The organism is Mesorhizobium sp. M0074, assembly GCF_040322975.1.
Classification (GTDB): Bacteria; Pseudomonadota; Alphaproteobacteria; order Rhizobiales; family Rhizobiaceae; genus Mesorhizobium.
The window spans coordinates 46,492-70,966 of record NZ_JAMYUM010000004.1; the positions used below are offsets into that span (position 1 = coordinate 46,492).

Here is a 24,475-nt window from a genome sequence, read left to right on the forward strand (position 1 = left end):
GCTCGCGAAAGCATCAGCCCCGGGAAGGCTTGCTGCTGATCAAAGGCTTCTGGCGCGATCGCCGCGCCCGGCGACAGGACCCCGCAGGCGCTCCCGGACTCCGCCGTCGTGGTCTGTATGTGGATTAGTCGGTTCCTCAGCCCGGCACAGCCACCATCGCGATATTTCTGGAGAGCTCGTTTGTGGGGGCAACTGCGTCTGCCGTGCCGCTCGTGAGTGCTCGGTAGAGTGCCACATAATCGCTGCACATGCGCTCGACCGTGAACCGCTTCTCGAACGTCTGCCGCACTCGTGCGCGATCGAGGCTGTCTATGCGCCGGAGCGCGCCCACGGCTTCCTCCACCGTATCCACGATCCATCCGGACACACCGTCATCGATGATCTCCGGGACGGCGCCACGCCGGAACGCAACCACCGGCGTACCGCAGGCCATTGCTTCGATCGTTACGAGCCCGAAGGGTTCCGGCCAGTCGATCGGAAACAAAAGCGCTATCGCATTGCCCAGAAAATCCGCCTTTTGCCGCTCATCGATCTCGCCAATGAACTCCACGTTCGAATGCCGCAGCACTTGCGGCTCGACCCTTTCCTTCCAGAACGACTGGTCCACCTTGTCGATCTTGGCGGCGATCTTCAGGGGAAACCCGGCCCGCGCTGCTATTTCTATGGCCGCTTCCGGCCCCTTTTCCGGCGAGATGCGACCGAGAAACGCAAGATAGCCAGAGGTGTTCGGGTGGAATGGCAGAAGATCGCGGGGCAGGCCGTGATGCACGGTTCCAACCCAATTGACGGGCGGCATGGGCCGGCGCTGGTCGAAGGAGATCGAGACCAGGGGAACGTCGTCGAACATCGCATAAAGCTGCGCCAGATCGGGCAGGTCGAGCCTGCCGTGAAGCGTGGTAACCGTTCGTCTGGCAAAATCCCGAATTATGGGGAAGTGCAGGACATCGACGTGGAAATGTAAAACGTCGAATTCATCGGCTCGCCGGCGCACCCGTTCAAGCATCATAACATGGTGCGGACCACCGTCCTGGACCCTGGGGTTCAGGCGCAGCGCGACGTCGCAACACCGCACCAGCTCGGCTGAGGTACGAGAATCGGCGCTGGCGAACAGCGTCACCTCGTGGCCCTGTCGGACAAGTTCTTCGGTCAGATACGAAACAATTCGCTCCGTTCCACCGTAGGTTCGGGGCGGCACGGATTCGGTTAGCGGTGCGATCTGGGCTATTTTCATTTAGAAATCTTTTCGGCGGCGACCGCCGTCTTTCAAACAAGCTTCGGCGGCAACCAAGACAAGCGAGAGCTTCCAGTTGCGAAGTATTCTATGCAGAGCGTATTTATAGTTGTGCCGTCCGTGCTCCTCCCGTGCAATCAGGTTGCCCTTATTCAACTCCTCTGCATCCAAGAACTGCGATCCATGAGAAATGTTTCACCGGCTCGATAAAAAGACAGAATGAGCTACGCGCCGCCGCCCCGCCGCCCCCTGACAGGCAGCTTTGGATCGCTCGATCACCACCAAGTGATCCAGGCGTGCCGGTGCCGAATGGAACATAAAGCCCGGAATTCAGTTAGATAGCCGGATTTGGCTGGAGTACCGCCAGATGCGGAATTCCAGCCGGGCAGGGCACTACCGTGACACGGAGTGAGCGGCTTCGGGCGCATCTCGCCGAACTCAGGCACCACCTTGCCGAACTCGGGAGCCATAAACGCTCCCTATGGAGGATGCCATGAACCAGTGGACAAACGCCAGGCTCTGTGACGTAGCCAACCTGATCCTTGGGGCAATTCTGTTCTTCTCCCCCTGGATCTTCACCTTTGCGGCAGGCCCGCAGACGCAGAACGCCCTCGGCAGCGGAATCTTGATTGTCGTGCTTTCGGTTGCCGCCCTCGCAGCATTTGCCGTGTGGGAAGAGTGGGTGAACCTGGTCGTCGGACTGTGGGTTCTCGCATCGCCCTGGGTGCTTGGATTCCAGGCGACCACGGCGATGACCGTGCATGTCGTGATCGGCATTCTGGTCGCCGTGCTGGCGGCGATCGAGCTCTGGATGATGTATCAGAACCCGCCGACCCAGTCCGCCGCCTAACAGGCGCAGCCAGCCAGCGCCCTTTTTTGGGCCTGACGGATCTATCGGTCGTCTGCCGGTCTCTCGGCAACAGCCGCCGGAGGCCGGGCAGGCGGCGTTTGTTTGGACGAGAATAGGAAGGATGGCGCATTATGGTCGGTGACAATCCGCGTTCGACGGCCAGGATTGCGGGACATCCTATTCATCCGATGCTCGTGCCATTTCCGATCGCCTGCTTCGTCGGCACCCTGCTGACGGATCTAGCCTATTGGCGAACAGCGGAGATGATGTGGGCTGACTTCTCCGCTTGGCTGGTTACCGTCGGCGTGATCATGGGCTGCCTAGCAGCGATCGCGGGGCTGATCGATTTCCTGGCCAATCCGCTGATAAGGGCACAGCCCCCCGCCTGGCCGCACGTGCTCGGCAATCTTCTGGCGCTGGCGTTATCCATCATCAACATGCTCGTGCACTCCCGCGATGCATGGACCTCCATCGTTCCTACCGGCTTGATCCTCTCGGCGGTTGTCGTGCTCATCCTCATCTTCACTGGTTGGCTGGGCTGGTCCATGGTGTACCGGCATCACGTCGGAGTGGCGGATTGATGCGCATAGCAAGCTCCATCGGTCAGACCAGGCGCATCGCGGTGTCCGTCCTCGTTTGCACTGCGGCGATCACTCTTGCAGCGTGCAGCGGCAACGACCCGGATCCCAGCAGTCAGATAGGGCCGAATCCAAACCTGCCGGAGCCGATCCAATATTTCTTCCCGCCCATGCACCTCGCTTCCGTGGTCGGATGGAAGAACGACGAAAAGCCGACCGTCGCGCAGGGGCTGCAGATCCAGGCTTATGCCCACGGCTTGCAGCATCCGCGGTCGCTTTACGTGCTGCCCAATGGCGACGTCCTAGTGGTCGAGTCCAAGGCGCCGGGTGGCGAACCGATCAAACGGCCCAAGGATTTGGTGATGGGCTGGATCGAATCCTGGGTTACCTCGGGCGGCGACAGCGGCCCAAGCAACCGCATTACGCTGCTGCGCGACACCGATGGCGATGGCAAGCCGGAGCTGACCAGCGTATTCCTCGACCACCTGAGCTCCCCCTTTGGCGTGGCGCTGGTGGGAAGCGATCTCTACGTCGCCAATACCGAATCCATCGTCCGCTATCCCTACAACACCGGTGACACAAAGATCACCGCGCCCGGGACGCCGCTAACCGCCCTGCCCGGCGGCCCGATCGACCACCATTGGACGAAGAGCCTGGTGGCAAGCCCCGACGGCTCGCTGCTCTATGTCGGCATCGGCTCGAACAGCAACGTCGCCGAAAACGGCATCGAGGCGGAGAAGAACCGCGCCGCCATCTGGCAGGTAGACAGGGCCACCGGCCGGTCGCGCATTTTCGCCAGCGGTTTGCGCAATCCAAACGGCCTGAGCTGGGAGCCGCAGACCGGGGCGCTCTGGGCAGTGATCAATGAGCGCGACGAGCTCGGCCCCAATCTCGTGCCGGATTATCTGACCTCGGTAAAGGATGGCGGCTTCTACGGATGGCCATACAGCTATTACGGCCAGCATCTCGATCCCCGCGTCATGCCCCAACGTCCGGACCTGGTCGCAAAAGCGATCGTTCCGGATTATGCACTGAGTTCCCACGTCGCCCCTCTGGGACTGGCCTTCTATACGGCAACCAGCCTTCCCGAGGCATATCGCGGCGGCGCCTTCGTTGGCGAGCATGGCAGCTGGAACCGCACGCGTTTTAATGGTTACAAGGTAGTGTTCGTACCATTCAGCGGCGGCCGTCCGAGCGGCGTCGCTACCGACGTGGTGACTGACTTCCTGGACAAGGACAACAAGGCGCGCGGCCGGCCTGTCGGCCTGGCTGTCGACAAAACCGGGGCCCTGCTCATCGCCGACGACGTCGGCAACACAGTTTGGCGGGTGACATCTGCCGGCCAATAAACTGGCTCCACTCTCTTCGTCGAGCGTCGAGCAGGTGAACGGACACTGCTCGAAGCAATCGTGCTGACGTTCTTCGTCATGCTGCTGTTCCTGCAGAACCTGCGCGCGACGATCCCCGACGATCGCCGTTCCGGTGACTCTGCCGGGCACATTCGGCGTGCCCGCCCTTGCCGGTTACTCGACGCTGACGATGTTTGCCACGCGCTGCCGCTGATCATCGCCGAACCGAAGGACCGCCAGCGCCGAAATGGTATTTTTGCCCTTCCCACAGCCGGCTCTAGAATTTTCATCGCAAATCAAGTTATGATGCACTTGGTATTTCCCGGGGACGGCTTGCGCCGCTTGGAATACCGGGAGGAACCGGGACATGGCCGTTGCGCTTGTACTCGTTCTGATAGTCGTGGGCTCGGTGTTGTTCCACTTCCTGAGCCCATGGTGGTGGACGCCGATTGCCTCGAACTGGGACTATATCGACAACACCATCATCATAACTTTCTGGATCACCGGTGTCGTCTTCGCCGCCGTGGTTCTTTTCATGGCCTATTGCGTCTTCCGCTTCCGTCATCGGGAAGGCAATCAGGCGGCATATGAACCTGAGAACAGGCGGCTCGAATCCTGGCTGACGGTCGTCACCGCGGTTGGGGTCACCGCTTTGCTCGTTCCAGGCCTGTTCGTCTGGAGCCGGTTCGTTAACGTTCCAAGTGACGCAACCGAGGTCGAAGTCGTCGGCCAGCAGTGGCAATGGAGTTTCCGCCTCCCCGGCAAGGACGGCAAGCTCGGCACATCCGACACTCGCGACGTCAACGCTGAAAATCCACTCGGCGTCATCGCCACCGATGCCAACGGCCAGGACGATGTCGTAGTGGAAGCGGCCGACCTGCACCTCCCGGTAGGCAAACCGGTCAAGATGCTGCTCCGCTCGGTCGATGTGCTGCACGATTTCTACGTGCCGGAATTCCGCGCCAAGATGGACATGATCCCGGGCTCGGTCACCTATTTCTGGTTCACTCCGACCAAGACGGGGACCTTCCAGGTCCTGTGTGCCGAACTCTGCGGCCAGGGACATCCGATGATGCATGGCGTGGTCATGGTCGATACTCAGGAAGACTATCTGGCGTGGCTTGGCCAGCAGCAGACTTTTGCGCAGCTGTCCGCCCCCCAGCAGATGGGCTCGGCAGAGTAGGAAACCGGAACGACGGCGCGCCGTCGGGATTGAAATTAGTGTGGCAAGCCCGAACTGTCGGGCTGGCCGAAAAGGGCACGGAGGTGTTCCTATGGTCGATATCACACCTGCAGATGCGGTACCGCCGGCCGAAGTCGCGGAAATGGAACTCTACCATCCGCACAGCTGGTGGACGAAATACGTTTTCTCGCAGGACGCCAAGGTCATCGCCATCCAGTATTCGGCGACGGCGACAGCGATCGGCATGGTCGCGCTGGTGCTATCCTGGCTGATGCGGCTGCAACTCGGCTTCCCCGGCACATTCGACTTCATCACCCCGGAAGCCTACTACCAGTTCATCACCATGCACGGCATGATCATGGTGATCTACCTGCTCACGGCACTCTTCCTGGGCGGCTTCGGCAACTATCTGATCCCGTTGATGGTTGGTGCTCGCGACATGGTCTTTCCCTATGTCAACATGCTGAGCTACTGGATCTATCTGCTCGCCGTGCTGGTCCTGGTGTCGAGCTTCTTTGCGCCCGGCGGACCGACGGGTGCCGGCTGGACGCTCTATCCGCCGCAGGCGATCATGACCGGTACGCCAGGCGGCCAGGACTGGGGCATCATCCTGATGCTTGTCTCGCTGATCCTGTTCATCGTCGGCTTTACCATGGGCGGCTTGAACTATGTCGTGACGGTGCTGCAGGGGCGCACGCGCGGCATGACGCTGATGCGCCTTCCGCTTACTGTCTGGGGTATTTTCACCGCCACCATCATGGCGCTGCTCGCCTTCCCGGCGCTGTTCGTCGCCTGCGTGATGATGCTGCTCGACCGGGCGCTCGGCACCAGCTTCTTCATGCCGGCGATCGTCGAGATGGGCGAACAGTTGCAGCACGGCGGCGGCAGCCCGATCCTGTTCCAGCATCTGTTCTGGTTCTTCGGCCATCCGGAGGTCTACATCGTGGCGCTTCCGGCCTTCGGCATCGTATCCGACCTGATCAGCACCCACGCGCGCAAGAACATCTTCGGCTACCGCATGATGGTCTGGGCCATCGTCGGCATCGGCGCGCTGAGCTTCGTGGTCTGGGCGCACCACATGTATGTCAGTGGCATGCATCCCTATTTCGGCTTTTTCTTCGCCACAACGACATTGATCATCGCCGTCCCAACAGCCATCAAGGTCTACAATTGGGTGCTGACGCTGTGGCGCGGCGACATCCACCTCACCATACCGATGCTTTTTGCCTTGGCCTTCATCGTCACCTTCGTCAATGGCGGGTTGACTGGGCTATTTCTTGGCAATGTCGTCGTCGACGTTCCGCTGTCGGACACGATGTTCGTCGTCGCCCATTTCCATATGGTCATGGGGGTTGCCCCGATCATCGTAATCTTCGGCGCGATCTATCACTGGTATCCGAAGGTCACCGGCCGGATGCTGAACGAGACACTGGGCCGGTTCCATTTCTGGGTCACCTTCCTCGGCGCCTATCTGATCTTCTTTCCCATGCACTATCTCGGCTTGATGGGCGTGCCGCGGCGGTACAACGAATTGACCGACATGACGATCATGACGGAATCGGCCCATCACCTGAACTCGTTTATCAGCATCATGGCTTTTATAGTCGGTTTTGCTCAGATTGTGTTTCTGTTCAATCTCATCTGGAGCATCCGCCATGGCCGTGAGGCTGGCGGCAATCCGTGGCGGGCAACGACGCTCGAGTGGCAGACGCCCGAAACACCGCCCGCCCACGGCAATTTCGGCAAGGATCTGCCGATCGTCTATCGCTGGGCCTATGACTACAGCGTACCGGGAGCCAAGGAGGACTTCATACCGCAAAACGTTCCGGGCTCCTTCGCGCCCTCCAGGGAGCCGGCATGAGCGTAATCCTGGTCTTCCTGCTCGTGATCGCCGGTATTGCCGGGTGGTGGCTTTCCCATCAGCGGCTAATGACGAAACCGTGGCTCGAGCAAGGTATGATCGGGGATTTTGTCGCTCTGGACCGATCGGCGCTGCCGACCGCAAAGATCGGTCTCGGCGTCTTCCTTGCCGTCGTCGGCTGCCTGTTCGCGCTGTTCACCAGTGCTTACTTCATGCGCATGGCGCTGTCGGATTGGCGGCCGCTGCCCATCCCGCCCCTGCTCTGGCTTAACACCGGCGTACTGGTCTTGAGCAGCATTGCGATACACTGCGCTTCGCTCGCGGCGCGCAAGGGTCAAGTGGACATGGTCAGGCTTGGCCTCGCCACCGCTGGACTCACGGCGCTCGTCTTCCTGATTGGACAGCTTGTGGCATGGCGGGAACTGAGTGCGGACGGCTATTTTCTGGCATCCAATCCGGCCAACAGCTTCTTCTACCTGCTAACGGGAATGCATGGCCTGCATATACTGGGAGGACTGGTCGGGCTGGGCAGAACGAGCGTCGGCGCCTGGAACGGAGCGCAGCCGCAGCGGCTTCGCCTCAGTGTCGAGCTGTGCGCCATGTACTGGCATTTCCTGCTTTTCGTCTGGCTCGCCATCTTTGCGCTTCTGGCCGGCTGGGCTTCGACTTTAATCGACATTTGCCGAGGGTTGCTGACCTAGGAGGAACGGGCGGATGGCAGAGACGACACTGGCCCACATCGGCCGAACAGAGCCGCGGCCCGCAGGCTGGCAAGGCATCGCCGCCGACTGGTCCTCGGATCAGCGGGCGTTCAAAAACGTGTCCTGGGGCAAGGCCATGATGTGGATCTTCCTGCTCAGCGACACGTTCATCTTCGGCTGCTTCCTGCTCTCCTACATGACCGCGCGTATCTCAACACGCGTGCCGTGGCCCAATCCGAGCGAGGTCTTCGCCCTGCGCATCGGCGGCTCCGACATTCCACTGATCCTTATCGCCATCATGACCTTCGTGCTGATCTCGAGCAGCGGAACGATGGCCATGGCGGTCAATTTCGGCTACCGCCGCGACCGCCGCAAGACGGCAGTGCTGATGCTCTTGACCGCAGCACTCGGCGCGACCTTCGTCGGCATGCAGGCCTTCGAATGGACCAAGCTGATCACCGAGGGCGTGCGGCCTTGGGGCAATCCTTGGGGCGCTGCCCAGTTCGGCGCATCCTTTTTCATGATTACCGGCTTTCACGGCACGCACGTGACGATCGGGGTGATCTTCCTGATCATCGTGGCGCGAAAGGTCTGGCGCGGAGACTACGACGTCGGACGGCCCGGCTTCTTCACCAGCCGGAGGGGCCGCTACGAGAACGTCGAAATCATGGGGCTTTACTGGCATTTCGTCGACCTGGTCTGGGTGTTCATTTTCGCATTTTTCTATCTTTGGTGAGAGGCAGGACATGGCTGAAGCAACCGCAAACGGCCTGGGACAGCATGCGCTGGACAGCGCCCGTACCCATGATGCGACGACGACCGGGTTTACCCCGGCGGAGGTTCATCAAGAGCACCCGATCAAGCTCTATCTGGTGGTCTGGGCCTGGTTGTTCATCCTCAGCACCTGCTCCTATCTGGTCGACTATTTCGGTCTCCACGGCTATCTCAGATGGTCGCTGATCCTGATCTTCATGATCCTCAAGGCAGGGCTGATCGTCGCCATCTTCATGCACATGGCCTGGGAACGGCTGGCGCTGACATATGCAATCATCCTGCCGCCGGTGCTGGTGCTGGTGTTCGTGACGATGATGGTCTTCGAAGCGGACTACACGCTTCTCACCCGAATGGCGTTTTTCGGGGCCGGGCCCTGACATGCAATCCGGATCCAGGCGGTCCGGTCCTGGAGCCTTCGCCTTGAAACAATCCACGGCTGGTCCATTTCTGTTGGTATCGGAAACGACAGGCAATGCCGGCGTTTCCACATGCGTCGCGAACACCAGCAAGGGGCGCCCAAGATGACCATCGCAAACAGACTGAAGGACTTCATCGACAGAAAAGGAATTTCCTACGACACTGTCGAGCATCACCGCACGGCGACAAGCAGACAATCCGCCATTGCGGCACATGTGCCTGGCAGCATAATGGCCAAATCGGTGGTCGTTCACCACGACCGTGGCTACGCGCTCGCCGTGGTTCCAAGCACGCACAGGATAGAACTCGCGACATTGCAGGATGTCATGGACAAGCCTCTTGGACTTGCCTCCGAAGACGAGGTGGTCTCGTTGTTCGGCGATTGCGATGTCGGCGCTGTGCCGCCGATCGGCGCTGCCTATGATGTGCCAGTGGTCCTCGATGAAAGCCTCGGCGACGCTCCCGAAGTCTATTTCGAGGGCGGTGACCATAGGACGCTGGTGCATGTGAGCGGCAAGGATTTCCGCGACCTGACAAAGGACGCGCGCCAGGCCCGTTTCAGCCACCCGGCCTATTGAAAGCTCTGCCCCACCCTGCCCGCACCGGCACTTTCACCGGTGCGCGCAGGGCAGGTTTTTTTCAGCTCACGGTCTGGTGGCCGGCGGCGATTCCACAACTTTCCGATAGACATGCCAGGTCGCATGACCAAGGATCGGCAGCACGACTGCCAACCCGGCGAACACTGGCAGCGAGCCGACGATCAGGGCGACGGCGACGATAAGGCCCCACACGGCCATCACGATCGGGTTGGCCAGGACAACGCGCACCGAGGTGTGGATGGCTTCGTAGGCGCCGACATCGCGGTCGAGCAACAACGGGAATGCGACGACCGTGGTGCACAACACAACCGCGGCGAACACGAAGCCGATGGCGTGACCCAGGATGATGAGCGTCCAGCCGCGTCCCGTGGCGAATATTTCACTGATGAAGCTGGACAGCGATTGCGGCGGCGCCGGGCCGAACAGGGTCTGGTAGAATATCTGGGCCGTCAAAAGCCAGGCGATAAAGATCGCAAGCAGCATGACGCCGACCGCTGCAATAGCCGGCAGTGCCGGAGAACTCCTGACTTCAAAGGCGTGCCTCCACGAGGCGTCGAGCCCGGCTTCCCGTCGCCGGCTGATCTCATAGAGGCCGATCGCCGCGAACGGACCAATCAGTGCAAAGCCGGATACAAGCGGAAACAGCAATGGCAGCGTGTTGTTACCTGATGTCCAGACAGCAAGCACGACTCCCGCAATCGGATAGATCAGGCAGAGAAAAACGATGTGCGACGGTTTGACCATGAAATCATCGACGCCACGCCTGAGCGCATCAAAAAGATCGGAGACACCGATTTTTCGAATTCTGGTGTGTTCCAGCGTCTCGCTGGCGCCTGCTATCACGTGAAAGCTTGCCATGACCATTCCTCCAGACCAGGTCCGGTAAGGTCGCGTTTTACGGTGCTGCCGTTCTGCATGATTGGCCCACGCAAACCGCGACCTGCACCATGATCAATATACTCTCATGCGGGGGACTTGTCGCGCTTTGTAGGAAGGCCCGGGAGTAGGAGCTCCCGGGTAGCCTGACTAGCTACGGACGCCGTTCTTCGATATGCTCTTCTAGTCGAAGGTGAAGGTCATGGACGGAAGGACAGTTCTCATACTCGGCCTTGGCGTCATTATTCTGCTGTTGCTGGGATTTTGTGCTCTGCCAACGTGATGTTTTGAGCCGGGGTCAATAGTCGGCTGAAGCGATCACTCGCATTACAATGGTGTCGGCAAGCAACGCCGCAAATATTGCGAAAAGATAGACAATCGAATACGCAAACAGTGCCTTTGCCGGCTTCATCTCCTTGTCGGCGACGAGAACCTTCCAGGCCTGCCAAATGAAACCTGCACCCAACGCGGCTGAAACAGTGCCGTAATATCCGCTCGCGAAGCCGAAGCCCCAAGGAAGCACGCCGATTGGCGCCAAGAGCAGCGAATAGGCGAAGATTTGTTTTCTGGTCGAGTGCTGGCCGGCCACATTCGGCATCATCGGGACCCCCGCCGCGGCATAGTCACCGACCTTGAAAAGGGCCAGCGCCCAGAAATGAGGCGGCGTCCAGAGGAAAATGATCAGAAACAGGATGAGACTTTCAATGCCGATTGCGCCGGTTGCAGCAGCCCACCCGATCACCGGAGGAAGGGCGCCTGCCGCGCCGCCTATGACGATATTCTGTGGCGTCGAGCGCTTCAGCCACATCGTGTAGATAACAACATAGAAAAAGATGGTGAACGCCAACAACGATGCGGCGAGCCACCCCACCAGCACGCCGAGCGTCATGACCGACAGTGCGGAAAGCACCAGACCGAAGCTGAGAGCTTCGCCAGGCGTGACGCGACCGGACGGAATTGGTCGCTTGGACGTGCGAGACATCAAGGCGTCTATGTCTGCGTCGTACCACATATTGAGCGCGCCGGCGGCTCCCGCTCCAACCGCGATTGCGCCGATGGCAATTACGGCGATAACTGGATTCATCACGCCGGGCGCCATCATCAGGCCGACGAAGGCAGTAAACACGGCAAGCGCCATGACGCGTGGCTTCAAAAGCGCAAAGAAATCACCCGCCGTCGCCTCCGAGAGGCGGATGCCGGTATCCTTGAGACGGCTTTCTTCAGTCGACATTCAGACGACCACCGATGGGAATGGCAGCCTAGCCGGCCAATGTCTTTTTTGCAACGAGCCGCCCTCCCACCGACACTGCCGGCAGATTGCGGCCGAGGCTATGCCTCGACCTGTTTGCTATGCCAAGACCCGGCGGAAGAGCCGGGCTATTTGGAGAATTGCTTCAGATAAGCAATGACGTTGGCGATGTCCTCGTCTTTCTTGAGGCCGACAAACGCCATCTTGGTTCCTTTGACCATCGCCTTGGGATCGCGAAGGTAGGTCGTCAGCGTGGCTTCGTCCCATTTAACGCCGGATTTTCCGGCCTCGGTCATAGCCTTGGAATAGCTGAACCCTGGATGCGTGCCGGCCGTTCGGCCGATGACGCCGTTCAAGGACGGACCGATCTTGTTCTGATCCTTGTCCGCGATATGGCAGACCTTGCATTTGGCGAAGACCTTCTCACCCGCCGCGGCATCCTGTGCCCGCGAGGGGCCGGCAATGACGGTGGCGACGGACATGATGATGAAAAACACAATGGCACGCATGGCATTTCCTCCCTGATCGCCAATTTGCCCTGGCTGACCTGCACAGGCCGACATTTAGTCCGCTGGCATGCGCTCTTGAATGGCAGAACGGATATCCAATGCCTGGGGTTGCGGCACCTACATACCACAGAACCCGGCCGGCAGGTAGAGTTCGGCCATGCAAAGGTTTAATGCGGACAATCTGCTCAAGGCAATTTGGTGTTGCAGCTGGCGGCGATCCGGCCGATCGCCTCTTCAACTCCGGTGAGGTCAAACTCGGCTTTGCCGCGCCCCGACAGCAGCCCGAACCGCCAGGACAGCAGCAGCCGGTCCGCGGAAATCAGTCGCCTGATGCCGTCGGCACCGTCGCGGACCAGCATTCTGCTGCGCGGGCCGACCGACCAGCTTTCGTTGAGCTTGCCGGATTGGCCGACAGTCACCGACATGGCGATGGTTCGGCTGGCGGAAACGGTGTCGCTCAGTTGCAGCCATTCGCTCCAACGCGGTTCGCCGGCTGTCCGGCAGGCGATCGTCAAAACCGGGCTGTAGCTCAATGCGCCGCCACCGGTGATGAGCTTGTTGGTCGCGTAAAGCGAGGCGGTGACAAGGCCATCGCTGCTCTTGTCGAACCGCCAGTTGTCGAGAACCGTATCAGCCTGGGCAATGCCGCAGACCGACGCAAGCAGGAACGCCGCCGCCACGCTTCCGATACCGAAGAACTGTCTCAACGATGCCTCCAACAACCGCTGCGGTCAGCAACCCAGCGCAGATAATCATCAAAGCTTCATATCGCTACCTCGACCGCCAGATGCGTGAAATCCGTTGCGTCTGCGCCACAACGAAAAAGGCCGCCTCGAGAAGGCGGCCTTTCGGAATTCAGCAGGGACGTTATTCAGCGTCCTTGGCGGCCTTCTTCTTCGGCGCGGCCTTTTTCTTCGGCTCTTCAGCGTCGTCGTCGGCCTTCTTGGTGTCCGCTTTTTTCGCAGCCGCCTTCTTCGCCGGCTTGGCCTTGGTTGTCTCCGTATCCTCGTCGTCGGCCAGCAGCTCTTCCTTGCTGACCTTGACATCGGTGACCGAAATCTGGCCGAGCAGATGGTCAACCACCTTCTCTTCGAACATCGGCGCGCGCAACGTGTTCAGCGCTTCGGGATTATTGCGATAGAATTCGAAGGCTTCCTGCTGCTGGTTGGCCGGATAGCGACGCACCTGCTCGAACAGGCCGCGCTGCAATTCCTCGTCCGTCACGGTGACGCCGGCCTTCTCGCCGATTTCGGCGAGAACCAGGCCGAGACGCACGCGGCGCTCGGCAAGCCGCATGTATTCGGCACGCGCTTCTTCTTCCGTCGTCTCTTCGTCGGCAAAGGTGCGCCCAGCAGCTTCGAGGTCGCGGTTGACCTGGTTCCAGATGTTGTTGAACTCGGCCTCGACGAGCTTGGACGGCGCCTCGAACGAGTAAGCAGCGTCGAGCTGGTCGAGCAACTGCCGCTTGACTTTCTGGCGCGTTATCGAGCCGAACTGGTTCTCGATCTGACCGCGCACCACCTCGCGCAGGCGCTCCAGCGATTCAAGGCCGAGATTTTTGGCCATCTCGTCGTTGATCTCAAGCGCACCGGGCTTCGACACTTCCTTGATCGTCACGTCAAAAGTGGCTTCCTTGCCGGCCAGATGCGCCGCCTGGTAGTTTTCCGGGAAGGTAACCGTGACCTGCTTCTCGTCGCCGGCCTTGCTGCCGACCAGCTGGTCCTCGAAGCCGGGGATGAATTCCTTCGAGCCGAGCACCAGCGGCTGATCGGTGCCGGCGCCGCCGCCGAAGGCTTCGCCGTCGATCTTGCCGACATAATCGATGGTCACGCGATCGCCCTCGGCGGCCTTGCCGGTCTTCGGCTCGTAAGTGCGGGCGGATTCAGCGACACGCTTGACCTGCTCGTCGATCTCTTCATCCGGCACGTCGAACACCTGGCGCGTCACCTTGATGTCGGAGAAATCCTTGATCTCGATCGGCGGAATGACCTCATAGTTCAGGCGGAACTCGAAATCGGCACCGCCTGCCAGGATCTTCTCGGCTTCCTTCTCGTCCTCGGTCATGATCACTTCAGGCTGCATGGCGGCCTTTTCGCCGCGCCCGGTGATGATCGAACGGGTCGAATCATTGAGAATCTCGTTGACCACTTCGGCCATGAATGATTTGCCGTAGACCTTGCGCAGATGCTGCACCGGCACCTTGCCGGGGCGGAAGCCGTTGATGCGGACCTTGTTCCTGGCGTCGGAGAGCCGCGCCATCAGCTTGGCTTCCATGTCACCGGCCGGCACGGTGATCTTGATCTCGCGCTTGAGACCGGAGTTGAGCGTTTCGGTGACCTGCATCATAAAACCTTTGTTTCCACCAATGAGGCCGTCAAACGGCCCCTGCCGTTTACAGCCTGCCGGTATGATCTTGCCGGGAATGGCTTTTGGTGCGGGACTTGGCGATCTGTCCGCTCAACGCGGCACAAATCCTCCAGAAATACGCTCCAAAATGTGAATAAGTCTTTGTTTTTCCTACTTCTTATCACATTCTGCAGAAGCGGATCGTCGCGTCCCGTCACATTCGACACGCCTTTTGTCACAGGCGCGGCCGATTTTCAACCATCTTTGCATTCCGGCCAATGATGCCGATGTGGGCTCTGACATTGACAGAATGATGGCTACATGGGATTGGCCGGGCAATGCGGATGTGGCGGAATTGGTAGACGCCCTGGATTTAGGTTCCAGTGCCGAAAGGCGTGGGGGTTCGAGTCCCTTCATCCGCACCACCCTTCGCTCTTCGAGCTGCAGGTGGCAGGCCACTCGAAGCTCCTCCGAAGCCTTGGCGAAGGAGGATCATTGCCAAGGCCGTAGCGCGATCTAGTAAAGCGGCTCCTCGAACAGTGTCTTGTCGCCATCCACCAGCGCCTTGATCTGCGCCGTGCCGTTCGCCGCAATCGCCACCCGGATGCCGAACGGCCGCACCCGCATGTCGTTCTGGATCGCCATCCCCTCGCCTTCCGGCAGATAGAAGCGCTCGATGCCGTAATCCGGCGCGATCGTCGTTGCTCCCTGGCTGATATTCCAGCCCTCGGAGACGTGTCCGACGATATCGGCTTCATCGGATGCTGCCGGCGCCGGCGCTTGCCCGAACCAAGCCGCGGTCGGCCCCCAATAGCCGTCGGCGCCCTGCTTCAGCCTGACCACGATCGACGTTTCCTCGCTGGAAAGCTTGCCGGCCGGAATGTTGCCGATCAGCTTCACCGGTATGCGCGAAATATCGTAGCCGAGCAGAATGTAGTCACCGCGCAAGAGATCGCGCGGATCGATCGGCTCGACCCTGAGCAGGACCTGCCTGCCATCGCGCAGGATCGCCGCGCGTCCGGCGATGATCCAGCTCAGAAAGCCGATCTGGACGAGCGCCAGGACCAGCGCCGAGATGATCAGTCTTTTGCCGGTCATCATGCCGCCGCTCCTGTCATGTTCGAGGCGTTCATGCGCTTTTCTATGCGGATGATAATGAAAGCAAGAACGGCGAGAAGCACCGCCGCCGCAAGGAAGAAGCCTGCCGTGTCGAGCATTGATTGCAGCATCACCACATAGATGATGGCGAGTTCGAAGGCGAAGCCCGCATAGGCAACCCAGCGCAGTCCCCGGCTCTCGCGGCCGCCCAGCACGATCGCCGCGACGATGCCGGCCAGCGCAACAGCCGAGGCAATGGCGAAGCCGCTATTGTAGCTGCTTTCATCCGCCAGTTCGAATTGGATCATCGCCAGGCCGGTGAGAAAGCCGATCAGCGCGTGCAAGGGCAACCTGCCGCCGAGTTGCAAAACCCTCTCGACCGGCCCGGCAGCAAAGATCGCAGCGGTAAAAAGCAGCACCGACGCGGCAACGAGCGGGATGGCGACTTGCAGCGTGTCGTATTCCATGGCCAACAGCACGAGGTAGAAAAGCACCGACAGGATGATCAGGTGGCGCGCCGCCTGGCTGCGCGTCCAGAACGAAACGGCGAACAGAATTAGCGCCATGACCACGAAGAGATGCGGAAATTCCGTGCGCCGGAAGTAGTCGAACCCTCTCAGGAACAGCCAGGCATCGGCGATGCCGACAGCAGCGACGGTCAGCGGGTTTGAGCGCAGCGCCACCGCCGCCAGCGCCGTGCCGGCGCCCCAGGTGATCAAGGCCGAGGCCTCGTCGCCCGACAAATGATACATCTGGCCGATCAGCGCGATCGATCCGCCGAACGCTGCTGCCGCGACGATCCACAGCGCCTCGCCGATCGCCGCATGGTCGCGCATCTTCAGCACCGCGCCGCCGACATAGCCGGCAAGGATAACGGCAAAAAGTGCCGCGACCCGCACCAGCCGCGGGATGACTTCCCAGTTGGCGGCGATAAAGATCAGGATAGCCGCGCCGAACAGCAGCGCCGCCATCATCGCCAGGATCGAGCCGAAACTCAGCGATTTGCGTTCGTTTGCCTCGACGTCGCGCGTCAGCGCATCGGCTGTCGGCGCGTCGATCAGGCCGGCCTGTTGCCATCGTGCGATATCCGACCTGACCCGTGACGAATAGCTCGCCATGCCCCTCCCCCTTTGCTTGGTCCTTTTAGCTCGTCCGGCCAAGCGTTTGACCTAACGGCATTTTCCGATCTGGGCGGAAAGCCGGACGCGCGTTAATGCTGCATTGCACAATTTGCATTGCTGCCATGCACCAATAGCGCTTTTAAATCGATATGACCCCACCTATTTTCACGGTGCACACAAAGACGGAATGATCCGAAAGAAAGACGAAACGAGACTACCATGAACCTGATCCGCAACTATCGCAACTGGCGCCGCTATAGGGACACCGTGTCCGAGCTGAACCGCCTGAGCACCCGTGAACTGACCGACCTCGGCATCAGCCGCAGCGACATTCACTACGTCGCCCGCAAGGCGGTCTAATCCTTCGGGCCGCAAATGGTCCGAACCAGTTTTGAAAAGAGAACGACAATGAACCTGATCCGCAACTATCGTAACTGGCGCGTCTACCGCGAGACGGTTACCGAGCTGGGTCGCCTGTCGAATCGCCAGCTCAACGATCTCGGCATCGTCCGCGACGAGATCAAGATGGTCGCTCGCAGGGCGATCTAACCACAAGAATTTCGCCAGGGTCGACCTCCTCCCCGACCCTGACGGATACGGTCAGCCTTCACCTCCTCCCGAGGGTTGACCACAAAAACGGCGCCCGCCGGACCTCCTCCCTCGGCGGGCGCTGTTTCCAGGTTGTTTCTAAAAAGGGTTTCGCGCCCTTTCAAATGGCGAAAAGAATTTCGTCAAAGCCGACCTCCTCCCCGGCGATGACGAATACGGTCGATCTTCACCTCCTCCCGAGGATCGACCAACAAAACGACACCCGCCGGACCTCCTCCCCCGGCGGGTGTTGTTGTTTTGGGGCGGCTTCCCCCGTCAGCCATTCTCCCGCGTGGCAATTGCAATCCTTGCGCCAAGCGACTATTTCGGCGCTCATGGACAAGAACCCCATTCACGTTATCGGCGGCGGACTTGCCGGCTCCGAAGCCGCCTGGCAGGCGGCCGAAGCCGGCGTTCCCGTTGTCCTGCATGAAATGCGTCCCGTCCGCGGCACCGATGCGCACAAGACCGACGGGCTGGCCGAGCTCGTCTGTTCCAATTCCTTCCGCTCCGACGATGCGCAAACCAATGCCGTCGGCCTGCTGCACGCCGAAATGCGGCTGGCTGGTTCGCTGATCATGAGCGCCGGCGATGCTCACCAGGTGCCGGCCGGCGGTGCGCTGGCCGTCGACCGCGACGGGTTTTCCGAAGCGGTGACCAGAAAGCTCGAAGCCCACCCGCTCATCACCATTCGGCGCGAGGAAATGCCGGGCCTGCCGCCGGCGGATTGGGACCAGGCGATCGTTGCCACCGGCCCGCTGACCGCGCCTTCGCTCGCCCAATCGATTGCGGAAGCAACCGGCGCCGACGCACTCGCCTTCTTCGATGCCATCGCGCCGATCGTCCATTTCGACACGATCGACATGGATATCTGCTGGTTCCAGTCGCGCTACGACAAGGTCGGCCCCGGCGGCACCGGCAAGGATTACATCAACTGCCCGATGGACAAGGAGCAGTACCTTGCCTTCGTGCAGGCGCTGGTCGACGGCCAGAAAACCGAATTCAAGCAATGGGAAGGCACGCCCTATTTCGACGGCTGCCTGCCGATCGAGGTGATGGCCGAGCGCGGCGTCGAGACATTGCGCTACGGGCCGATGAAGCCGATGGGACTGACCAATGCGCATAATCCGTCTGTAAAGGCGTATGCCGTCGTCCAGCTCCGCCAGGACAATGCGCTGGGTACGCTCTACAATATGGTCGGCTTCCAGACCAAGCTGAAGCACGCCGAGCAGGTGCGCATATTCCGCACCATCCCCGGGCTGGAAAACGCCGAATTTGCCCGCCTAGGCGGCCTGCACCGCAACACCTACATCAATTCGCCGACGCTGCTCGACGCGTCGCTGCAGTTGAAGTCGCGACCCGGCCTGCGCTTTGCCGGCCAGATCACCGGCTGCGAGGGCTACGTCGAGAGCGCCGCCATCGGTCTGCTTGCCGGGCGCTTTGCCGCCGCCGAAAGGCTTGGCCACGCGCCGTCGCTGCCGCCCTTGACCACCGCCTTCGGCGCCTTGCTCAACCACATCACCGGCGGCCATATTGTCTCCGACGACGAGCCGGGAAAGCGCTCCTTCCAGCCGATGAACGTCAATTTCGGTCTGTTCCCGCCCGTGGACGCGCCAAAGATCGAGGGCAAGCGGCTGCGCGGCAAGGACAAGACGGTTGCCAAGCGGCACGCCGTGACATCGCGCGCGCTCGCCGACTGCCGCGAATGGCTGGGGCTGCCTTCCCAGGCCGAAGCTGCGGAATAACGATCAGGTTGGCTACGCGGCAGCCTCTATGCGACCGGCCAGCCCCGCGTCGCGCGCCGGAACAAGAGCAAATGCCGGCGCAAGGCCGAAAGCCGCACCGCGCCATCAAGCGGTGAGTGGCGGGAGCCCTCCATCTTGCCGAGATACGCGCCCGTCAGAGCCAGCGGCAGAAAGGCCGGACGCAGTGAAACCGGCAGGGTGGACGCCCCCTGCTCGAAAGCGGAAAGATGCTCGCGTGCCAGCGCGATCATCGCGGCAACGGCGCGTTCCGCGCCCGGCCCGCCGTCGCCTGTAACGAATTCTTGCGGCGAGGATCCCGCCGCTGCCAAAATGTCGGCCGGGACAAAGCACTGTCCCCGCTTGCGATGCAGCGGCAGCAGAAGCAGCAGACCGGTCATCGCCTGCGCACAACCTGCCCTGCCGGCAAGTTCGGCAAAGCGCGGTGCTTCGGCCGGATCGAGCACGATCGCCGCAAGCTGGATGAGCGCGGCGGCAGTCTCGCCGCAATAGCCTTCGAGATCGGTGCGCGACGGCATCGGGTCGTCATAGAGATCGAAGACGCGCGCTTCGAGCATATTGTCGAAAGCGGCCTTGGGCAGGCGGTGAGTGGAAATCGTCGCCTTCAGCGCGTCCGCCACGGGATGGCCAATCTCTGCCTCATCCTCTTCGGCGGCGATGACATCGCGCCACCATTGCAGCCGGACCTCGCCCGGCAGCGCTTCGCGGATGCGATCGCGTATGCCGGCAATTTCGGCGTTGAAGGCATAGAGCGAAAACAGCGCGTCCCGCTTGTCTTCGGGCGCGTAGAGCGCGGTCAGATAGCGGTCATGATCGGCGGCGCGCACCGTCTCCATGACGACTTTGGTGTTTTCGGCCACGTCAGTCGACGGCGAGGAGTGCTGCCGCCACGGCGCGGTCTTCAGCCAGCAGCACATTATAGGTCCGCACCGCCGCCCCGGTCGACATCGGATCGGCGGAAATGCCGGCGTCCTTCAGCGCGGCACGCAGCGCGGTCGGCAACGGCCTCAGATCCTTGCCGCTGCCGACCAGCAGGATCTCGACCTTGGCGGCCTCGTTGAACAGCTTGGTGAAATCCGCTGCCGTCAGCGCCAACGGATCGGCCGGCTCCCAGCCATAGATGCCAGAAGGCAGGCACAGCAGCGAGCCGCGATGCGACATGTCGGCAAAGCGGAAACCGCCATTGCCGTAAGCCTCGATCGGTGCGCGGCCGGGGAAATGCGCCTCGCGGATGACGATGCCCTTGGCCACTTTTGAGGCAAGCCGTCAGGTGGCTATGGCTTTGCCGCCGCCCACCGGCTTTTCCTCATCGGACGCTGTGGCCTGCGGCCGCAGCTTGAACAGGATAAGCAGTGGCGCGGCGATAAAGATCGACGAATAGGTGCCGAACACGACGCCGAACAGCATGGCCATGGTGAACGAGCGGATCACCTCGCCGCCGAACAGCACCAGCGCCAGCAGCGCCAGGATCGTCGTCACCGAGGTCAGCGTCGTCCTCGACAGCGTCTCGTTGATGGCGTTGTTCAGCAATTGCGGCAGCGGCATTCGCTTGTATTTTCGCAGATCCTCGCGAACACGGTCATAGACGACGATCGTATCGTTGAGCGAATAACCGATGATAGTGAGGATCGCCGCCAGCGACGACTGGTTGAATTCGAGGCCGGTGATGACGAAGAAGCCGATCGTCATGACCACGTCGTGAACGGTCGCAACGATGGCGCCGACCGCGAACTGCCATTCGAAGCGGAACCAGACATAGATCAGGATGCCGAGCAGCGCGACCAGCATGGCAATGGTGCCTTGCTTGGCAAGCTCGCCCGAGACCGTCGGCCCGACCACTTCGACGCGGCGGAAATCATACTGGTCCTGCAGCTCGCCGCGCACTTTGTCGATGACGGTCTGTTCGGCGTTCTCGCCGCCCTCCTGCGTGCCGACGCGGATCAGCACGTCGTTCGGTTCGCCGAACTGCTGAACCTGCACCTCGCCGATGTTGAGTTCCGTCAGCCTGCCGCGGATGTCGGCGAGATCAGCATTGCCGGTCTTGGCCTGCACCTCGATCAGTGAGCCGCCCTTGAAATCGATGCCGTAATTGATGTCGATGGTCATGAAGCCGATGACCGACAGCACCGAAAGCACGCTGGACAGTGTGAACGTCCAGCGGCGGATGCCCATGAACGGAATTTTCGTTCCCGGCGGAATGAAGGTCACCGGCGCGCGCGGCAACTCCTTCGGACGGGCCCGGCGAAGCCAGATCGACACCAGCAGGCGGGTGAAGGTGAAGGCGGTGAAGACCGTGGTCAGGATGCCGATGGCATAGGTGACGGCAAAGCCCTTCACCGGCCCGGTTCCGAGCCAGAACAGCACCACGGTTGCGATCAGCGAGGTCACGTTGGAATCGACGATGGTCGCCAGCGCCTTGCTGAAACCGGTATCGATCGCCTGAATGACCGAGCGGCCGGCACGTCGCTCCTCGCGGATGCGTTCATAGATGAGGACGTTCGAATCGACCGCCATGCCGATGGTCAGCACGATACCGGCGATACCAGGTAGGGTCAGCGTCGCTCCAAGCAGCGACAGCAGCCCGACGATCATCGCAACATGCACCGCCAGCGCGATGTTGGCGAGGAAGCCGAGGAAACCATAGGCGACGAACATGAACGCCACCACCAGGATTGACCCGATGATGCCGGCGACCTTGCCGGCATGGATGGAGTCCTGGCCGAGGCCAGGGCCAACCGTGCGCTCCTCGATCACGGTGAGGGTCGCCGGCAAAGCGCCGGCACGCAGCAGCACGGCGAGGTCGTTGGCGCTCTCGGCAGTAAAATTGCCCGAGATTTGGCCGCTGCCGCCAAGGATCGGTTCGCGGATCTGCGGCGCCGAAATCACCTGATTGTCGAGGATGATGGCGAACAGCTTGCCGACATTCTGCGATGTCGCCTGGCCGAACCGCGTCGCTCCCCTGGAATTGAAGGTGAACGAAACCACCGGCTCGTTGGTCTGGGAGTTATAGGTCGCACTCGCTTTGTCGAGGTCTTCACCCGAGACGATGACGCGGTTCTCGATCAGATAGGGAACGGGCGGATCGTCCTGCGAATAGAGCACCGAGGACCCCGCCGGCGGGCGGCCCTTGAGCGCATCCTGCACCGGCATCGACTGGTCGACCATCTGGAAGGTCAGCTTGGCGGTCTGGCCGAGGATCTCCTTCAGCCGCTGCGGATCCTGCAGGCCCGGCACTTGGACCAGAACGCGATCGTCGCCCTGCCTTTGCACGATCGGCTCGGTGGTGCCGAGCTCGTTGACGCGGCGACCGACGACCTCGATCGACTGCGTCAGCGCCGCCGAGGTGCGGTATTTGATGCCGGCATCGGTGACGGTGAACTTGAGCAGGCCGGGCTGGGATTCATCCAGTGTCATCTCCCGGATGGAGCCGCCGCTGAACAGGCCAGCTTGCACCGGATCGGTTAATGTCTTCAACGCATTCTTGGCGGCATCGACCTGATTGGCATCGGTGATGCGGACCTGAACGCTGCGGCCCGATCCGGAAAGGCCGGTATAGCCGACCTTGGCATTGCGCAGCAGCGTTCGAATTTCGTCGCGCGTCGTCTCCAGCTGGTCCTTGATCAGATCGTTCGGATCCATCCTGAGCAGGATGTGCGAGCCGCCCTGCAGGTCGAGGCCGAGCGTCATCTGCCGCTTCGGCACCCAGTCGGGCAACTTGGCCAGCGTGCTGGCGGAAAAAAGGTTGGGCGCAGCGAGGACCACTGTGGCGGCCACGGCCAGCCAGATCAGGATCATCTTGAAGCGCGAAAAATAAAGCATATGGCGTCGTCCGTCAGGGCGTACTGGCGGATCGTTCCGCCGACAATTCGGTTATTTCTTGGCGTTCTGGTTCGCCACCGGCTCGCCCTTGACGCGCACGTCGGCGATCGTCGAGCGCAGCGCCGTCACCTTGGTGCCGCCGCCAAGGTCGATCTCCAGCTCGTTATCGTCGATCACCTTGGTCACCTTGCCGACCAAGCCGCCGCCGGTGACAACGGTATCGCCGCGACGAACCGCCGCCAGCATCTCGCCGCGCTTCTTTAGCTGCGTGCGCTGCGGCCGGATGATCAGAAAATACATGATCACGAAAATCAGAGCAAACGGCACGATCTGGATAAACATTGCGGACGAGTCCCCGCCGATGCCTTGGGCGTATGCCGGTGTCACGAACATCGAGGTACTCCTGAATTTTAAAAACAGCCGCCAAACCGTTCTGGGAATTTGACGGCCCCGCCAAATTTGGCCGGAATATAGTCGGTAACGTTGCCAATGCAACTGCGCGGCCGGGCAAATCGGCTGCTTTTCCGGCCTGGTGAGCCGTGTTAGAGGGTGATCCCCAAAAGCGACGCTCGGTTTCCGCAAAAGATCATGCCCGAACAAATGCTTGGGACGAGTTTCGAAACCGCTGAAATCAGGTAGGTTGGCCTGCCGCACCATCCTGAAAGCGAAACAAAAAAGACATGAGATGACCGACAGCACCATCGATATCCTGAGCCAGAAGCTCGACCGCCTGATCGAGGCGGTCGCCCGCCTCGCCCCACCACCGGTGCCGCAAACCGACCTCGGCGAGGCCGATTGCTTCGTCTGGCAGGCCGATCCCGGCTATCTGGAGCCGGTGCGCAAGGTCAACCGCGTCGACATCGGCCTGATCCGCGGCGTCGACCGCGTCCGCGACATATTGGTCGACAACACCGAGCGCTTCGCCTCCGGCTACGCTGCCAACAACGTGCTGTTGTGGGGCGCGCGCGGCATGGGCAAATCGTCGCTGGTCAAGGCGGTGCACGCCGCGGTCAACGCTTCGGCCAAGCTCGACCTGCCGCTCAAGCTTATCGAGATCCATCGCGAAGACATCGACACGCTGCCGAAGCTGATGGGACTGCTGAAGGCGGCACCCTTCCGCTTCATCCTGTTTTGCGACGACCTGTCATTCGACCACGACGACACGTCCTATAAATCGCTGAAGGCAGCTCTTGAAGGCGGCGTCGAGGGCCGCCCGGCCAACGTCATCTTCTACGCCACCTCGAACCGGCGGCATCTGTTGCCGCGCGACATGATCGACAATGAGCGCTCGACGGCGATCAATCCGTCGGAAGCGGTCGAGGAAAAGGTTTCGCTGTCGGACCGTTTCGGCCTGTGGCTTGGCTTCCACAAATGTTCGCAGGACGAATATCTCGACATGATCGACGGCTATGTCCGCCATCACAGTCTCGCCATCGATCCCGAGACGCTGCGCGCCGAGGCGCTGGAATGGGCGACGACGCGCGGCAGCCGTTCGGGCCGCGTCGCCTGGCAGTTCACCCAGGATCTGGCAGGCCGGCTCGGCAAATCGCTGAAGGATTAGCC

General features: G+C 61.1%; 25 protein-coding genes, 1 tRNA gene and 1 pseudogene. 15 read left to right on the forward strand and 12 right to left on the reverse strand.

What is annotated here, in order from left to right:
• Positions 1–136: 136 nt before the first annotated feature.
• Positions 137–1,231: a glycosyltransferase family 4 protein gene (locus NKJ73_RS07140; RefSeq protein WP_352451365.1), complete on the reverse strand. Its 1,095-nt coding sequence runs from the start codon at positions 1,229–1,231 to the stop codon at positions 137–139.
• A 493-nt stretch (positions 1,232–1,724) separates the two neighbouring features.
• Here NKJ73_RS07140 and NKJ73_RS07145 point away from each other — a divergent pair, with 493 nt between their 5' ends.
• From NKJ73_RS07145 to NKJ73_RS07190, 10 genes and pseudogenes are all read left to right on the forward strand, one after another.
• Positions 1,725–2,081: an SPW repeat protein gene (locus tag NKJ73_RS07145; RefSeq protein WP_352451366.1), complete on the forward strand. Its 357-nt coding sequence runs from the start codon at positions 1,725–1,727 to the stop codon at positions 2,079–2,081.
• 131 nt (positions 2,082–2,212) lie between these two features.
• Positions 2,213–2,662, forward strand: coding sequence for a DUF2231 domain-containing protein (locus NKJ73_RS07150; protein WP_352568843.1), 450 nt, complete (start codon positions 2,213–2,215; stop codon positions 2,660–2,662).
• Entirely contained in the window at positions 2,662–4,008 is a 1,347-nt protein-coding gene (locus tag NKJ73_RS07155) for a PQQ-dependent sugar dehydrogenase (protein ID WP_352451368.1), read from the forward strand. Before NKJ73_RS07150 ends, NKJ73_RS07155 begins: the two co-directional genes overlap by 1 nt.
• 42 nt (positions 4,009–4,050) lie before the next feature.
• Positions 4,051–4,207, forward strand: a pseudogene (locus NKJ73_RS07160) (efflux RND transporter permease subunit); the annotation flags it as partial.
• A 168-nt stretch (positions 4,208–4,375) separates the two neighbouring features.
• Positions 4,376–5,191, forward strand: a complete 816-nt coding sequence (gene coxB / locus NKJ73_RS07165) for a cytochrome c oxidase subunit II (protein ID WP_023678900.1) — start codon at positions 4,376–4,378, stop codon at positions 5,189–5,191.
• A 91-nt stretch (positions 5,192–5,282) separates the two neighbouring features.
• The gene (gene ctaD, locus NKJ73_RS07170; RefSeq protein ID WP_023678901.1) at positions 5,283–7,052 is read left to right on the forward strand and encodes a cytochrome c oxidase subunit I; all 1,770 of its coding nucleotides are present in this window, start codon (positions 5,283–5,285) and stop codon (positions 7,050–7,052) included.
• Positions 7,049–7,753, forward strand: coding sequence for a cytochrome c oxidase subunit 3 (locus tag NKJ73_RS07175; RefSeq protein WP_352568844.1), 705 nt, complete (start codon positions 7,049–7,051; stop codon positions 7,751–7,753). Before ctaD ends, NKJ73_RS07175 begins: the two co-directional genes overlap by 4 nt.
• Before the next feature lie 13 nt (positions 7,754–7,766).
• Positions 7,767–8,489 carry a heme-copper oxidase subunit III family protein gene (locus NKJ73_RS07180; RefSeq protein ID WP_023678903.1) on the forward strand — a complete coding sequence of 241 codons (723 nt, stop codon included), beginning with the start codon at positions 7,767–7,769 and terminating at the stop codon, positions 8,487–8,489.
• Between the two features lie 10 nt (positions 8,490–8,499).
• Positions 8,500–8,904, forward strand: coding sequence for a cytochrome C oxidase subunit IV family protein (locus NKJ73_RS07185; protein ID WP_023678904.1), 405 nt, complete (start codon positions 8,500–8,502; stop codon positions 8,902–8,904).
• 144 nt (positions 8,905–9,048) lie between these two features.
• Positions 9,049–9,522, forward strand: coding sequence for an aminoacyl-tRNA deacylase (locus NKJ73_RS07190; protein WP_023678905.1), 474 nt, complete (start codon positions 9,049–9,051; stop codon positions 9,520–9,522).
• A 66-nt stretch (positions 9,523–9,588) separates the two neighbouring features.
• On the opposite strand, the gene NKJ73_RS07195 is transcribed toward NKJ73_RS07190, so the two are convergent.
• From NKJ73_RS07195 to tig, 5 genes are all read right to left on the reverse strand, one after another.
• Positions 9,589–10,401 (reverse strand): DUF2189 domain-containing protein, encoded by an 813-nt coding sequence (locus NKJ73_RS07195; protein WP_023678906.1) that lies wholly within the window; start codon positions 10,399–10,401, stop codon positions 9,589–9,591.
• Positions 10,402–10,717: 316 nt separating this feature from the next.
• On the reverse strand, positions 10,718–11,650 hold the full coding sequence (locus NKJ73_RS07200; protein ID WP_023678907.1) for a heme o synthase: 933 nt from the start codon (positions 11,648–11,650) through the stop codon (positions 10,718–10,720).
• A 146-nt stretch (positions 11,651–11,796) separates the two neighbouring features.
• Positions 11,797–12,150, reverse strand: coding sequence for a c-type cytochrome (locus tag NKJ73_RS07205; protein ID WP_502894605.1), 354 nt, complete (start codon positions 12,148–12,150; stop codon positions 11,797–11,799).
• Positions 12,151–12,362: 212 nt separating this feature from the next.
• Positions 12,363–12,884 (reverse strand): hypothetical protein, encoded by a 522-nt coding sequence (locus tag NKJ73_RS07210; RefSeq protein ID WP_023678909.1) that lies wholly within the window; start codon positions 12,882–12,884, stop codon positions 12,363–12,365.
• 160 nt (positions 12,885–13,044) lie between these two features.
• Complete coding sequence (gene tig / locus NKJ73_RS07215) at positions 13,045–14,520, reverse strand: trigger factor (protein ID WP_023678910.1); 1,476 nt, start codon at positions 14,518–14,520, stop codon at positions 13,045–13,047.
• 343 nt (positions 14,521–14,863) lie between these two features.
• Here tig and NKJ73_RS07220 point away from each other — a divergent pair.
• Positions 14,864–14,948: transfer RNA gene (locus tag NKJ73_RS07220), tRNA-Leu, on the forward strand.
• A gap of 91 nt (positions 14,949–15,039) precedes the next feature.
• Here the strand turns inward: NKJ73_RS07220 and NKJ73_RS07225 are convergent.
• A complete protein-coding gene (locus NKJ73_RS07225) occupies positions 15,040–15,624 on the reverse strand; it encodes a GDYXXLXY domain-containing protein (RefSeq protein ID WP_352568845.1) in 585 nt (194 codons plus the stop codon).
• Complete coding sequence (locus tag NKJ73_RS07230) at positions 15,621–16,739, reverse strand: DUF2157 domain-containing protein (protein ID WP_352568847.1); 1,119 nt, start codon at positions 16,737–16,739, stop codon at positions 15,621–15,623. The genes NKJ73_RS07225 and NKJ73_RS07230 overlap by 4 nt, the downstream gene beginning before the upstream one ends.
• Positions 16,740–16,961: 222 nt before the next feature.
• Here NKJ73_RS07230 and NKJ73_RS07235 point away from each other — a divergent pair, with 222 nt between their 5' ends.
• The 3 genes from NKJ73_RS07235 (at position 16,962) to trmFO (ending at position 19,075) form a co-directional block, all read left to right on the forward strand.
• Positions 16,962–17,102 (forward strand): DUF1127 domain-containing protein, encoded by a 141-nt coding sequence (locus NKJ73_RS07235; protein WP_023678913.1) that lies wholly within the window; start codon positions 16,962–16,964, stop codon positions 17,100–17,102.
• 48 nt (positions 17,103–17,150) lie between these two features.
• Positions 17,151–17,291 (forward strand): DUF1127 domain-containing protein, encoded by a 141-nt coding sequence (locus NKJ73_RS07240; protein ID WP_023678914.1) that lies wholly within the window; start codon positions 17,151–17,153, stop codon positions 17,289–17,291.
• A gap of 374 nt (positions 17,292–17,665) precedes the next feature.
• Positions 17,666–19,075 (forward strand): methylenetetrahydrofolate--tRNA-(uracil(54)-C(5))-methyltransferase (FADH(2)-oxidizing) TrmFO, encoded by a 1,410-nt coding sequence (gene trmFO / locus NKJ73_RS07245; protein ID WP_352568848.1) that lies wholly within the window; start codon positions 17,666–17,668, stop codon positions 19,073–19,075.
• Positions 19,076–19,101: 26 nt separating this feature from the next.
• On the opposite strand, the gene NKJ73_RS07250 is transcribed toward trmFO, so the two are convergent.
• Genes NKJ73_RS07250 through yajC form a run of 4 tightly spaced genes read right to left on the reverse strand, consistent with a single transcriptional unit; the run spans position 19,102 to position 23,305 of the window.
• Complete coding sequence (locus tag NKJ73_RS07250; protein WP_502894606.1) at positions 19,102–19,929, reverse strand: phytoene/squalene synthase family protein; 828 nt, start codon at positions 19,927–19,929, stop codon at positions 19,102–19,104.
• A gap of 25 nt (positions 19,930–19,954) precedes the next feature.
• Positions 19,955–20,344 (reverse strand): Mth938-like domain-containing protein, encoded by a 390-nt coding sequence (locus NKJ73_RS07255; protein WP_352568849.1) that lies wholly within the window; start codon positions 20,342–20,344, stop codon positions 19,955–19,957.
• Between the two features lie 15 nt (positions 20,345–20,359).
• Positions 20,360–22,912 carry a protein translocase subunit SecDF gene (gene secDF, locus NKJ73_RS07260; protein ID WP_352568850.1) on the reverse strand — a complete coding sequence of 851 codons (2,553 nt, stop codon included), beginning with the start codon at positions 22,910–22,912 and terminating at the stop codon, positions 20,360–20,362.
• 51 nt (positions 22,913–22,963) lie between these two features.
• Positions 22,964–23,305: a preprotein translocase subunit YajC gene (yajC, locus tag NKJ73_RS07265; protein WP_352451381.1), complete on the reverse strand. Its 342-nt coding sequence runs from the start codon at positions 23,303–23,305 to the stop codon at positions 22,964–22,966.
• 292 nt (positions 23,306–23,597) lie between these two features.
• On the opposite strand from yajC, the gene NKJ73_RS07270 reads away from it, so the two are divergent.
• Entirely contained in the window at positions 23,598–24,473 is an 876-nt protein-coding gene (locus tag NKJ73_RS07270; protein WP_352568851.1) for an ATP-binding protein, read from the forward strand.
• Positions 24,474–24,475: the final 2 nt, after the last annotated feature.